Annotated in this window: 14 protein-coding genes and 1 riboswitch; of the genes, 3 read left to right on the top strand and 11 right to left on the bottom strand. The window is 44.6% G+C overall.

The window, feature by feature from the left end:
- Positions 1-9: 9 nt before the first annotated feature.
- Entirely contained in the window at positions 10-726 is a 717-nt protein-coding gene (locus A5870_RS00200; RefSeq protein WP_005230283.1) for a class A sortase, read from the bottom strand.
- 231 nt (positions 727-957) lie between these two features.
- Here A5870_RS00200 and A5870_RS00195 point away from each other — a divergent pair, with 231 nt between their 5' ends.
- The gene (locus A5870_RS00195) at positions 958-1,746 is read left to right on the top strand and encodes a hypothetical protein (protein WP_086291451.1); all 789 of its coding nucleotides are present in this window, start codon (positions 958-960) and stop codon (positions 1,744-1,746) included.
- Positions 1,747-1,800: 54 nt separating this feature from the next.
- Here the strand turns inward: A5870_RS00195 and thiT are convergent, their stop codons facing one another.
- The 7 genes from thiT to A5870_RS00160 form a co-directional block, all read right to left on the bottom strand.
- Complete coding sequence (gene thiT, locus A5870_RS00190) at positions 1,801-2,373, bottom strand: energy-coupled thiamine transporter ThiT (protein WP_008381706.1); 573 nt, start codon at positions 2,371-2,373, stop codon at positions 1,801-1,803.
- A gap of 52 nt (positions 2,374-2,425) precedes the next feature.
- Positions 2,426-2,527: riboswitch (TPP riboswitch) on the bottom strand.
- 181 nt (positions 2,528-2,708) lie between these two features.
- The gene (locus A5870_RS00185) at positions 2,709-3,683 is read right to left on the bottom strand and encodes a ribose-phosphate diphosphokinase (protein WP_005230276.1); all 975 of its coding nucleotides are present in this window, start codon (positions 3,681-3,683) and stop codon (positions 2,709-2,711) included.
- 115 nt (positions 3,684-3,798) lie between these two features.
- Positions 3,799-5,172 (bottom strand): bifunctional UDP-N-acetylglucosamine diphosphorylase/glucosamine-1-phosphate N-acetyltransferase GlmU, encoded by a 1,374-nt coding sequence (gene glmU, locus A5870_RS00180; RefSeq protein ID WP_005230274.1) that lies wholly within the window; start codon positions 5,170-5,172, stop codon positions 3,799-3,801.
- A gap of 177 nt (positions 5,173-5,349) precedes the next feature.
- Positions 5,350-6,174: a pur operon repressor gene (purR, locus tag A5870_RS00175; RefSeq protein WP_008381701.1), complete on the bottom strand. Its 825-nt coding sequence runs from the start codon at positions 6,172-6,174 to the stop codon at positions 5,350-5,352.
- Positions 6,175-6,325: 151 nt separating this feature from the next.
- Positions 6,326-7,156: a metal ABC transporter permease gene (locus tag A5870_RS00170; RefSeq protein WP_005230272.1), complete on the bottom strand. Its 831-nt coding sequence runs from the start codon at positions 7,154-7,156 to the stop codon at positions 6,326-6,328.
- Positions 7,129-7,809: a metal ABC transporter ATP-binding protein gene (locus tag A5870_RS00165; protein ID WP_005232967.1), complete on the bottom strand. Its 681-nt coding sequence runs from the start codon at positions 7,807-7,809 to the stop codon at positions 7,129-7,131. The genes A5870_RS00170 and A5870_RS00165 overlap by 28 nt, the downstream gene beginning before the upstream one ends.
- Positions 7,810-7,821: 12 nt before the next feature.
- The gene (locus tag A5870_RS00160) at positions 7,822-8,781 is read right to left on the bottom strand and encodes a metal ABC transporter substrate-binding protein (protein ID WP_139843151.1); all 960 of its coding nucleotides are present in this window, start codon (positions 8,779-8,781) and stop codon (positions 7,822-7,824) included.
- Between the two features lie 306 nt (positions 8,782-9,087).
- On the opposite strand from A5870_RS00160, the gene A5870_RS00155 reads away from it, so the two are divergent.
- Positions 9,088-9,267 (top strand): hypothetical protein, encoded by a 180-nt coding sequence (locus A5870_RS00155; RefSeq protein ID WP_005232965.1) that lies wholly within the window; start codon positions 9,088-9,090, stop codon positions 9,265-9,267.
- A 180-nt stretch (positions 9,268-9,447) separates the two neighbouring features.
- On the opposite strand, the gene ispE is transcribed toward A5870_RS00155, so the two are convergent.
- Positions 9,448-10,299 (bottom strand): 4-(cytidine 5'-diphospho)-2-C-methyl-D-erythritol kinase, encoded by an 852-nt coding sequence (gene ispE / locus A5870_RS00150; RefSeq protein WP_034878197.1) that lies wholly within the window; start codon positions 10,297-10,299, stop codon positions 9,448-9,450.
- Positions 10,300-10,473: 174 nt separating this feature from the next.
- Here ispE and A5870_RS00145 point away from each other — a divergent pair, with 174 nt between their 5' ends.
- Positions 10,474-10,881: an Hsp20/alpha crystallin family protein gene (locus A5870_RS00145; protein WP_077454126.1), complete on the top strand. Its 408-nt coding sequence runs from the start codon at positions 10,474-10,476 to the stop codon at positions 10,879-10,881.
- A 57-nt stretch (positions 10,882-10,938) separates the two neighbouring features.
- Here the strand turns inward: A5870_RS00145 and A5870_RS00140 are convergent, their stop codons facing one another.
- Together A5870_RS00140 and A5870_RS00135 are read right to left on the bottom strand one after the other, a co-directional pair.
- Entirely contained in the window at positions 10,939-11,694 is a 756-nt protein-coding gene (locus tag A5870_RS00140) for a DUF6681 family protein (protein WP_086291449.1), read from the bottom strand.
- Positions 11,695-11,702: 8 nt separating this feature from the next.
- Positions 11,703-12,137 (bottom strand): hypothetical protein, encoded by a 435-nt coding sequence (locus tag A5870_RS00135; RefSeq protein ID WP_077454124.1) that lies wholly within the window; start codon positions 12,135-12,137, stop codon positions 11,703-11,705.
- Positions 12,138-12,292: the final 155 nt, after the last annotated feature.

Genomic DNA, 12,292 nt, shown 5'->3' with positions numbered 1-12,292 from the left:
TTCTTTTGATTAAAATGTTCGTTGTGCCATGTTGAATGCCGCCAGCATCTCATCCGTGGCTTCATCGACTGGCGTCACAGATTCCAAATCACCTTGGATCACACGACGGGTGACACCGCCCATTTCGCCACAGGTGATCAGCGTGATCATTTTGCGGCCTTCTACTTCGTCAAGCAAATAGACATCGGTCGGATCGACCCGCACAGAAGAAGTCGCGGTATACGTGTAAATATTTTCCAGATCGGTCACATAGATAGCCGCCCCGATGGCGACATCATCCAATGGTGTAAACAAAAGCTCTGGCGATTGGGCGCGATGGCTAGCTAACGCGTAATTGCCTTCCCCCATTTTTTGGGTGGGACTTAACGTACCAGCACCATACAGCAAGGCCTCGTTGGCCAAGCCTTTAAAAATCGGCAGATTGATCCCAACACTGGGAACCGCCACGCCGCCGATCACTGGCAAAGCTTTGTTGCTCAGCTGCGCCCGTAAGACTGCTTCTGAACTTGCCGGCTCCACGGCATCAAAATCAAAGGTCGCTTCCGCTTCCATGTTTTTTTCCACATCACTACGATCAATGGTGCCGACTGCGTATGCTTCACCTGTTTGTTTAATAAAATAATTTTTGATTTGATTATTAAAAATCAATGCTAAACCAATCAATAACAGCAAAAGCAAAAAGAGATTGCTCAGCCAATTCGAAAGTCTGCGTTTCTTTTTTCTCATAGGTTTTCGTCTCCATTAGTTTCTTCTTTTATCATACCAAAATCCTCATAAAGACGCCAATTTTGGCCAGTTTTTTTACGAAAAGACAAGATTTGCCTTTTTTTGTCGAAAAAGGGAACTTAAAAATTGTTTTTTCTGTTATTTTGTAATATAACTTTAAACGAAAAGATACAAGCAATTTTCAGCGCTTTGTTGTAGAATGAACTTAGTAGATAGGAGGGATCGATCGGCATGTCTAACACGATTTACGTACATATTGATACAACCAGCAATGCCGTCTTGACCCGCGGGCTTGCCCCCCAAGATTTTAACAAGAGCATTGTCCATCAGCCCAAGAATTTGCTCTTGCTTGATCCTTCCAGTGATTTCGGCGAATTCGACGGTCATACGGGCTTAAAAGTCATCCGTGGAATGGAAGATGTCCAACTGTTTTTTCAGCAGATCAACAAAGGTCGTATTGCTGAAGAAATGAAGTGGATCGATTTTAACGATTACGAGATGGTCAAAGAATTGACGCCTTTAGAGATCTCCGAATTGTTATATTTTGGCCACATGAAGACACACCTCCACTCCCCTTTCTTTTACAAACTGCAAAATAACTTTGTTTTCTTTGACTTAAAAGATGCACGTTCCCGCGTTTATTATCGCTATTTAGATGAATATTTCCGGATTTTGGCGGATCGGATCACCCGCATCGTCTTAGAAAAAATCAATGATCGCCTCTCCTTTTTTAAAAAAGCAACACCGGTGGAAAAGCTCGATTTTAATTTGCTGAAAGAGTTGCGGGGAATCATGCAAGAAGGCATCGTCTTCTGTCTGACACAAGAACAACTGATCGACAGAACCTATACGATCCCGATCTATCTGTCAGAAGATGCTGGCTTAAAAAACACGCTGGTCAATCAAAAAGAGCTGGATCAAATTGCAGTTTTGCGCTACTCAGCCAGCAAAAAAAGCTGGTCGTTGGAAATCGACAAAGAAGAGCTAGCGTTTGGCTTTATCGACAAAAAAATGTCTTGATGCTTCTCTTTTTCAAAGAGCATCAAGACATTTTTTATGATTTCATTTCTAAAACTAAGCTTTAGGCACAAATAATTTTGGAGCGGCCTTGACTAAGAGACCTAATACGACCCCTACATAAACGATATTGATAATGACCGACGTCCCATTGAAGATCAAGGAATACAGATACGGACTTTGTCCTTCTGGTGCGTACATTCCCCAGACAAAGACCCCTGCCCAATAATGCCAAAACCAACGGCTGATCACCGCCACGATGCCCCCTAAGACGACATACCACGTAACGGTTTTGCTGTTTTGTCGGATCGCTTGCTGGATTTTATTAGCAAACAAGCCGCCCATCCCGCCAAAAGCAAAGGCAAAGGGGTATTCAAAGATGATCTGTGGAACGGTGATAAAGTTACGCATGGCGCTACCAATCAAAATATTCAGCAAGCCCCACATAAATCCAGCTGTCATTCCCGGCAGCACCCCACGACGATACGAATACAAGACCAAGGGCACGAGACCTAGAGACAAGTCGATACTGGAATTGGCTGTCTGGATCGGGATATACGACAAGACGACCCCGATCGCAGCGATCATCGTTCCTTCCGTCCAGACCTGCAGCGACATTTTTCGTTTCAAAAAAAACTCCTCCTTTAGAATCATCACAATTCACAAAGGAGAAGTGTTGGACACTTCAACTCGTCACAATTCCTACGTTCGCATGATCGAAACAGGTACGAAGGGTTTAGAGTACTCTCATTCTCAGCCTTTGCAGACTCCCCTTTGTGATTAGATTCTATTTTATTTTTTGCTTGCGTTTCGCAAGTCACTTTCAAGAATACCATAAATTGGTGAAAAGAAACATGACTGCGATCGTTTTTTCTAAAAACATCCTGAAACTCCTCAGAAAAAAACAACCAATGAGGGGTTAAAGACCGACCATTGGCTGTTGTTCTCATGCTTATGAGGCATGATTAAATTGATAATTTTGATTCAAACAGTGGACTTACTGGTTTGTTCTCATGGATTCGTTTAATCGCTTCGCCCATCAAGGCACCGACACTGATCTCATCGATTTTTTTCGACTTGCGGTCTTCTGGCAAGTGAATCGAATCTGTCACAACTAGATGCTCAATGGCCGAATCTTCGATTCGTTCCAAGGCAGGTCCTGACAAGACAGGGTGAGTACATGAGGCGTAAACACTTTTGGCACCTGCTTGTTTCAACGCATTCGCAGCCAATGTGATGGTACCCGCAGTATCGATCATATCGTCGATCAAGACACAAGTTTTGCCTTCAACATGACCAATGATATTCATGACTTCCGCTACGTTGGCTTTCGGACGACGTTTGTCGATGATCGCGATTGGTGACTTAAGAAACTCAGCTAATTTGCGGGCACGAGTCACGCCACCGTGGTCTGGTGAAACGACGACGACGTCATCGCCTTGAATGCCTCTTTCCAAGAAGTAGTTGGCGATCAATGGTGCACCCATCAAGTGGTCAACGGGGATATCAAAGAACCCTTGAATCTGTGAAGCATGCAAATCCAGTGTAACCATACGGTTCGCACCGGCTTTTTCGATCATGTTTGCTACAAGTTTTGCGGTGATTGGTTCTCTTGATCGCGCTTTGCGGTCTTGTCTTGCATAACCATAATAAGGCATTACTACATTGATCGTCTTCGCACTGGCGCGCTTCAAAGCATCGATCATGATCAGCAATTCCATTAAGTTATCGTTTACAGGGCTGCTGGTTGATTGAATCACGTAGACGTGGGCACCACGAATACTTTCTTCAATATTCACTTGGATTTCACCATCGCTAAATTGTTTGACTGAACACTTACCTAATTCAACACCTACTGCAGCTGCGATTTTTTCCGCCAAAGGACGATTTGAGTTCAGAGAAAAAATCTTCAATCTTGGATCAAAATAATGATTTGACATGAGAACCTCCACTTTCTTTGCGTTCATCTAGAAAAAAATGACTCCTTTTACTAGAATCTTCTTCCTAATAAATAGTAGTCATTTTTCCTTAAGAAATCAAGTCATTTCGCTATTTCTAATTTAGATAAGGCAACTTTTTCGCGTAATCCGCTTTATTTTCCTGACGGGCGCGGGCAATCGCCATACTGTGTTTAGGAATATCTTTGGTGATCGTTGAGCCAGCAGCGATCATCGTTTCCTCTTCGATGGTCAATGGCGCAACTAGATTGGAGCCAGAGCCGATAAAGCAATTGTCGCCGACAGTCGTTTTGAATTTGCTCTTGCCGTCATAATTAACAAAGACTACGCCGCAACCGACATTGATGTTTTTGCCTAAGGTCGCATCGCCAACATAAGACAAGTGTCCGACTTTGGTGCCTTCACCAATCGTCGCATTTTTGACCTCCACAAAGTTCCCGATATGGGCATGGGCCAAAATTTCCGCATGGGGACGAAGATGGGCATTGGGACCGACATCGGCGCCATCATGAATGATGCTCTCCTCGATCGTCGATGCCTTGATCGTCACTTGGTTGCCGATCTTGCTGTCTTCTATTTCAGAAGCTGCCGTAATGACACAGTCTTCTCCGATCGTCGTCTTCCCTTTGATGGTGACACCGGCTTCGATCAGAGTATCTGAGCCGATCACAACACCTTCGTCGATATAAGTCGTTGCCGGATCGATCAAGGTCACGCCATTTTGCATGTGCTGACGATTGATCCGCTGACGCATCAAGCGATTGGCTTCGGCTAAGGCGATGCGGTCATTGACTCCTAATGATTCATGAAAATCTTCGGTTTGATAAGCAGCGATGATTTTGCCGTCTTCCTTTAAGATCTCGATAATATCAGTCAAGTAGTACTCCCCTTGGGCATTGTCCGTATCTAATTTTGCCAAGGCGTCAAATAGCAATTCATTGTCGAAGCAATACGTGCCTGTATTGATTTCTTGGATCAGCGCTTCTTCGATCGACGCATCTTTTTGCTCAACGATTTTCTCCACGATACCGACACGATCCCGCACGATTCGGCCATAGCCTGTTGGGTCTGCCGCTTGCGCCGTTAAGATCGTCGCCGACGCATTTTTCCCTTGGTGGTAATCGAACAAGTTATTCAAGGTTTCCGTCGTCAATAACGGTGTATCCCCACTGATCACTAAGGTCGTCCCTTTTTTGCCTTTTAAAAATGATTCGGCTTGAACGACAGCATGGCCAGTACCCAATTGTTCGGCTTGTAAGGCATAGTTGGTGCGATCCCCCAGCTGCTCTTTGACCATTTCCGCCCCGTGACCAACGATCGTCACGATCTCTTCAGGATTTGTTTCCACCACTCGGTTCATGATGTGCTCCACCATTGGCTTACCGCAAACCGGATGTAACACTTTATATAACTTCGATTTCATGCGCGTGCCTTTTCCAGCCGCTAAAATTATTGCAAAACGTGCGTCCACGTATTCCACTCCTATCAATCTGAAGGATTTTTATTCATTGAATTTCCTATAAACAGTTTAGCCCAAGTACTTGTAAATTTCAACGATTTAAGGAATCGCCACCTAGACCAATCAAAAAAAGACTGGCAGCCGCCGTTTTAAAAACAGCTGCTTGCGCCAGTCTAAGAGCCACAAAAATCAGGCTTTTTTCTCAAAATAATTTCCCGGTACTACCGAGATCGTTTTGGTCTGGGTATCGACATCTTCAACATAAAGCAGAGAGCTGTAATCGCTGATGGCCCGCTTGCCTTTGAATTTCGTTTCGGCAAAAACCGTAATACCGACTAATTCGGCCTCAAATTCTTCAATCAAGCTCTTCATCCCATTGACCGTGCCGCCGCCTTTCATAAAGTCATCAACCACCAATACTCTAGAGCCGCGCTTTAAGCTGCGTTTGGATAATTCCATTTTTTCGATGCGCTCTGAAGAACCAGAGACATAATTGACACTCACGGTCGAGCCTTCAGTGATCTTGGAATCACGACGCACGATCACGAAGGGAACATTCAAGTAGTAAGAGACTGCTTGAGCGATCGGAACTCCTTTAGTAGCAACGGTCATCACCGCATCGATTTGTTCGCCTAAATATTTGGAAGCGATGATGCGGCCGACTTGGCGCAGCAATTCCGGTTCGCCCAATAAGTCAGATAGATAGACATAGCCGCCAGGCAACAAACGGTCTTGCTCAGACAAGCGTTTTGCCAGCCCTTCAACGTACGCATACGCTTCTTCTTCAGAAATTTCAGGCACAAAAAAAACACCGCCAGCAGCGCCTGGCACGGTATCAAGAATGCCTGTTCCTCGTTCTTTAAAGGTCTTTTTGATAATAGATAAATCTTCGCTAATCGATGATTTTGCAGAGGCATATCGTTTAGAAAAGAAGGACAATGAAATCAATTCATGGGGATGATTCAACAAGTAATGTGTCATATCGATCAGTCGTTCACTTCGACGTATTTTCACACCGGACAACTCCTTTAGTTTATTCGCCTTATTATAAGGCTTTTTCGGGATAAATGCGAGCATTATCTGAAATATTGCTTATATTGTTCGGTTTTGATTAGAGTTAAAAAAAAAGAAACGAAAATTCTTCGTTTCTTTTTCATAAAGCCCTTTATTTGAGGCGCTGTTTTCGTTGCACGAGGATCACGATGCGTTTGATCAAATTGATCACTAAGAAAAGAGCGATAAAAACCAGCGTGATCGTCGCTCCCGGTGGTGTGTCCAAATAAAAGGAACTGGTCAAACCAGACATCATCCCAATCATGCCGATCACGACACTGATCAAAATCACCGCGTTGAAGCTTTTGCCTAAACGCATACTGATGGCAGCTGGTAAAACCATGATCGCAGAGATCAGCAATGCGCCCGCAATCGGGATCATCATGGCGATTGCCACCCCCGTCAAGACATTAAAGAGCATCGACATCACTCGCACAGGCAAGCCATCGACATGGGCGGTATCTTCATCAAAGGTCAAAATGTACATGGGCCGTTTGAATAAGAAAAATAAAGCAAAAACGACTAAAAACAAAAAGCCTAAGATCCAGACTTGTTCTTGTGTGATCGTAACAATTGAACCAAACAAATACGATTGGATACTCGTTGCGGAGTTCCCCCCGCTAAGGTTCATCAAGACGAGGGCTAACGCTAAGCCACCGGACATCAAAATGGCGATCGAGATCTCTGAATAACTGCGGTACAGTGTTCGCAAGTATTCCAAAATGATTGCGGCAATGACTACGATCAATAGCGTCGTCAAACTGGGATTTAGATTTAGAAAGAAGCCTAGTGCCACCCCTGCTAAAGAGACATGGGACAGCGTATCAGCCATCAATGACTGTCGTCGAATCACCAGAAAGACCCCCAGCATCGGTGCGATACCAGCAATAAAAATCGCCGCAAGAAAAGCTCTTCTCATGAATTCATATGAAAGCAGCGCCATGGTGAATCCTCCTTCCGCACTAAACGGATCTGACGGTCCGCATATTCTTTGATATCTTCGTGATCATGGGTGATCATCAAAATCGACTTGCCATGGTCATGAGCATTGTGTCGCAGCAGTTCATAAAACAGATTGCGGGATTGTTCATCCATCCCCGTGGTTGGTTCATCTAAAATAAATAAATCAGGATCCGTGGCAAAGACCCGTGCCAAGCTGATCCGTTGTTTTTGGCCACCGGACAACTCACCGATCCGTTTATGACGCACGTCCCACATCCCGACGGCATCTAATGCACGGCGGACATGTTCATGGTCTCGTTTCGTCAGTCGCTTGAACCAGCGGTCTCTTGGGTAGCGGCCTGATTGGACCAATTCCAAAACGGTGCTGGGGAACCCGACATTAAAGGAAGCAATCTGCTGAGGAATGTAGCCGATGCTTAATTTTTCACCAGCGGCATTCTTGGTCGCCAAGGTGACTGCTCCTTTAGAAGGTTTCAACAAACCAAGGGTTGCTTTGATCAAAGTAGATTTTGCCGCCCCATTTTCGCCGGTCAAAATCACGAATTCGCCGTCTTCAACAAAGTAAGAAATGTCTTCCAAGACGGGCTCATCGTCATAATAAAAGGTCAAATCTTTTACATCGATATAACGCACGCAGGCGCCTCCTTAGTGAATACTTTTTTGTAATGCTGCCAAATTGTCTTCCATTACAGACAGGTATGTTTCGCCGTTATCCATCTGCGCTTGCGTCAAGCTTTCTAATGGATTCAAGACCGCCAGCTCCACTCCTGTTTCAGAGGCTAAGGTCTCAGCCACCTTCGATGACGCGTTTTCTTCAAAATAGATAACTTTGACTTGCTTTTCTTCTACATATTCTTTCAGCTCAGCCAAACGACTTGGCGTTGGTTCTTGATCGGGTGAAATGCCCGAAATCGATTCTTCGACTAAATTATACTGCCGTGCCAAATAGCCAAAGGCTGCGTGCTGCGTAACGAAGGTCCGCTGAGTCGCATCCTTTAACGCCGCTTGGTAGGCTTCATCTAAAGCAGAAAGTTTTTCGATATAGGCAGCCGCATTTTCCGTGAAGGTTGCCTTTTGCTCAGGAAACTTCGCAATCAGGTCATCGCGGATCGTTTCTACTTCTTGGATCGCTAAGACTGGGTCAGTCCAAACATGAGGGTCATACGTATGATCATGGCCTTCATGGCTGTCTTCGCTTTCGTGATCATGTGCGTCATGATCCTCCTCCTCTGTGCCTTCCACCAACTGAATGTTTTTAGCCGCTTCAATCACTGCTGTTTGCTCAGGATCGACGGAATCCGTCAAACTAGCAACCCAAGTTTCTAGTTCAGGACTATTGTAGACAAGGGCATCTGCATCCATGATTTTGGTCATATCTTTGGCACTTGGCTCATAGTCATGAGGCTCGGTTCCTGCAGGGATCAACAAGGAGACCTCTGCTGCATCGCCTACAACTTCTTTCGTAAATTCGTACATTGGATAAAACGTCGTGACGATCGACAGCTTCTCGGTGTCACTCGATTGACTTGTCGCTTCTTGCTGCCCGCAAGCGCCAAGAAGCACGCCCCCTAAAAGGAGTGCTGTAGTAAGTATGATTTTTTTCATCGGGATTTCCCCTTCCATTTGCTGGCTCTTCTTTTTATTTTAAAACGGAACAACTCCGTTTTGTTAGCAAAAGTTACTCTATCAAATGATTTCCGGTTCGTCAAGACAAATCGTACGTTTTACGATTTAAAACTTTTATTTCGAGATAAATCGGAAAACATAGGAGAAAACGTTCATTTGAAGCGGATTCTTCTCTCGGGAACATCGTCTTATTTTACACTGTTGACCATGCGATTCCTTTGTGTCAGCTTGAAAAATTAGAGAGTATGTAGGATAATAAGCTAAAAGCACTTGCAGGAAACGAAGATGAATGAATTTGTGACTGTGCCGCCAACTGTAAACAACAGTGAACTGCTGAATCGAATCGATTTACCGGAAGATCCTGCATCGCAGCAAACCGAAGAAATCCGCAAAACGATCGACAAACCATTGTACGAAGAAGACAAAAAGAAAAAATCCGCAAAGAAGCAGCACCAAAAAGAATAGCCTTTGCTTTACGTAAAGAATCAGACCCCGACGCCTTTTTTTCGTCGGGGTCTTTTCTGTAAGGCAGCTTCTAGATGCTTCCTCCCTACCTCAGCTGCCTTAATTCTTTACTATTGAACTGGATTTTATAGAAGGAATGCAAAAAAACACAGGCGAATCCTGCCTGTGTCCTTGACTCATTCATTTCAATGTACGTACAAGATAAACCTCGTCACAGAACCCTTTTAAGGCATTGTAGACCCGCTGTGCCCGTGAATATTTTTGACAAAGAGCAAAAACAGTCGGTCCGCTGCCGGTCATCAAGGCAACATCGGCACCATATTTCATCATGCGATCTTTGATCTGTTGGACGATCGGATATTTTGGGATCGTGATGGCTTCTAGGCTATTGCCCATGGCAGCGATCATAGCCGAGTAGTCTTCGGCTAAGACGGCGGCAGACAATGCTGCGATATCTGGATGGTGCAGTTGGTCTAGCTCGACTTCTTGAAAGATTTTCCCCGTTGAAACACTCAGACGAGGTTTGACTAAGATGACCCAACATTGCGGCATCGGCCGCAGCGGCGTCACTAGCTCCCCCTTTCCTGCAATATGAGCAGTGGTCCCATACAGACAATAGGGAACATCAGTACCAACTTCCATACCAATATCGATCAGCTCTGCCATGGAAAGATCCAAGTCCCAAAGACGAACCATCCCCCGCAACGCTGCCGCACAATCCGTACTGCCACCACCTAACCCAGCTGCCACCGGGATATTCTTGGTGATGCGAATGCGGATGCCTTTTTTGATACCATAGCGTTTTTTTAAAATACTGGCGGCCTGATAGACATTATTGCGTTTATCGATTGGTAAAAAAGCTTTGTTGGTTTCTACAATGATCTTATCTTCTGCTATCTCTTCCATTATCAGACGGTCGGCTAGATCAACACTAGACATCACCATTTCCAACTCATGGTAACCGTCTGTTCTTTTCTCTAACACATCGAGACCGAGGTTGATCTTAGCTGGCGCTTTTTCAATAATCTCCATCTTCATTCATCCAATCATCTGATAGTTATTTAGTTCTATCATAGCAGATTCTTATAAGATAGTTGAGTGATTTCTCTTGTTTTTGTGATTGTTGCCATTTTGGTTGCCCTTTGGCTTGGTTCCTCGTAAAATAGAGGTACCAACTCAATAGATAAAAGAAAGCGGGGGAACCACATGGCAAATTTGATTCCAAGAGATTTAGCAGGCGGCGAAGAACTATTAGGCAAATTAATGAACAGTTTTTGGCAAGAACGGCAAATGAACACGGACATTAAAGAGTACGAAGACAAGTATCTCGTTCAAGCAGATTTACCCGGCATCAAGAAAGAAAACATCCGCGTCAGTTACGTCAACAATACCTTGACGATTTCAGCGGCTCAAACAGAGACCACTGAAACCGAGGATGATTTCGGACATTATTTGCGCAAAGAACGCTCTAGCAGTGCCTATCAACGGACCTTCACCATCACAGACATTGATGAAGAGTCCATTAAAGCAGTGTTTGAAGACGGCGTTTTGACCCTGACCTTACCGAAAGCTAGCTACAAAGACGCACCCGCAAAAAATATTCCGATCGAATAACCGAGATACCAAAAAGGCAGTCCCTTCAGAGAACGCTCTGGGGGGAACTGCCTTTTCTTATTTGCGTGCTTGTCGTCGATATGCCTGTCTTGAGGTCTGTGGTTCTTCTTCGGAGACCTCTTTTTTGACGTACAATTTCAAACTGTAGGGTTCATGGTATTTGACATCGTTTTTGACAAAATCACCGCCAGTGATAAATAAGCCCACTGGCTCTAGAGGTTGCTTGCCGGTCCATTGAATCGTGCCGACTTTCGTCATCTCCGTGTAGCTGGTCCCGATCTGCAATACGTACTCGTTTTTCCCTTGCTGTTTGACAAAATAGTAAGGGTACAAGGTATTTTTCGGAATCGTAAAGCCGTTGGATGACGGTTTAATCGCCAATTCTTCTTGAGCGATCAAAGTCTGCAAATGATTCGCCAATACTAGCTGATAGTCTTCTTCAAAATCGATCACTGCTTTTTCAGTCGTCAAACGATCAATGTCGGTGGTGCTGATAGTTTCCCCTTCAATATTGAAGACTTCATCCGGCAAGACTTTGACAAAGGTCTGAGTGACATCGAACTTCAGGTTTTTATTCAAGAAATAATAGAAGATATTCAGTACCCAGAAATAGACTAAGACCAAAAAGCCGATCGTATAAAGGATCGCTTGAAAATAGTTTTGGTTCGCAAACATTCCATAGACGATCCGCAAAATATACGCCGTTGGAATGATACTGAGGATGGTATAGGCGCGATTCAAGTATTTGGGACTGATGTCAAGATAGCCCAAAAATTTGTGGATGCCGTTGATTAAATCTAAAATAAGCGTCATTTTCTCACCTACTCATTTCCTTGATTCTCATCCATGATCACTTGCTGATCTGGCGTGGTTTCTTCACTTGAAGAAGGCGTTTCTTGATTGTTTTCCGGTGTCGTCGGTGAAACACTCTCATCGCTTGATGGTGTCGTTTCTGTCGGCACCGAAGAAGACGGGGTCGTTTCTGGTGTTACTACTTCACTGCTGGATGACGGTGTTGTCTGCTGGTCATCGTTCGTCGGTTGTGAGTCCGTGCTAGCAGGTGTTTGATTTTGACTGTCCTCCGTTATCGAAGACGGTGTGCTTTCACTTGGTGCTTGTTCGGTCGTTTCTGTCGTTTCCGTCGCACGACTTGGTTGGCGATAACTGCCTGAATTCACCACGCCGGTAGCAGTGGCAATGATCGTTGATATCGTTAAAAGTGCAATTGGTTTTAAAATAGGCGGGACTTTTCGCATGATTCTCATCCTTTTCTTACCCGATTCTGCCCATCGGCAGTCTCGGTTCCTTCAGCCTCTTCTTACCTTTATAATCGTTTCTGACAAAAGGGTCAAGATTCCCGAGGCTTCTGTCGCAGGATTTAAAAAAAACTAAACATGTAACTGTTTTCACA

The organism is Enterococcus sp. 2G9_DIV0600, from assembly GCF_002140615.1.
Lineage (GTDB): Bacteria > Bacillota > Bacilli > Lactobacillales > Enterococcaceae > Enterococcus_D > Enterococcus_D innesii.
The sequence above is the reverse complement of the archived record's forward strand: the minus strand, read 5'-3'. Positions and strand labels throughout refer to the sequence as shown.

Bases quoted from the DNA above. Each gene is read 5' to 3' on its own strand.
- A5870_RS00145 (WP_077454126.1), top strand. From the start codon at position 10,474: ATGGCAAATTTGATTCCAAGAGATTTAGCAGGCGGCGAAGAACTATTA.
- A5870_RS00200 (WP_005230283.1), bottom strand. From the start codon at position 726: ATGAGAAAAAAGAAACGCAGACTTTCGAATTGGCTGAGCAATCTCTTT.
- A5870_RS00160 (WP_139843151.1), bottom strand. From the start codon at position 8,781: ATGAAAAAAATCATACTTACTACAGCACTCCTTTTAGGGGGCGTGCTT.
- A5870_RS00185 (WP_005230276.1), bottom strand. From the start codon at position 3,683: ATGTCAAATCATTATTTTGATCCAAGATTGAAGATTTTTTCTCTGAAC.
- A5870_RS00170 (WP_005230272.1), bottom strand. From the start codon at position 7,156: ATGGCGCTGCTTTCATATGAATTCATGAGAAGAGCTTTTCTTGCGGCG.
- A5870_RS00135 (WP_077454124.1), bottom strand. From the start codon at position 12,137: ATGCGAAAAGTCCCGCCTATTTTAAAACCAATTGCACTTTTAACGATA.
- ispE (WP_034878197.1), bottom strand. From the start codon at position 10,299: ATGGAGATTATTGAAAAAGCGCCAGCTAAGATCAACCTCGGTCTCGAT.
- A5870_RS00140 (WP_086291449.1), bottom strand. From the start codon at position 11,694: ATGACGCTTATTTTAGATTTAATCAACGGCATCCACAAATTTTTGGGC.
- A5870_RS00155 (WP_005232965.1), top strand. From the start codon at position 9,088: ATGAATGAATTTGTGACTGTGCCGCCAACTGTAAACAACAGTGAACTG.
- A5870_RS00195 (WP_086291451.1), top strand. From the start codon at position 958: ATGTCTAACACGATTTACGTACATATTGATACAACCAGCAATGCCGTC.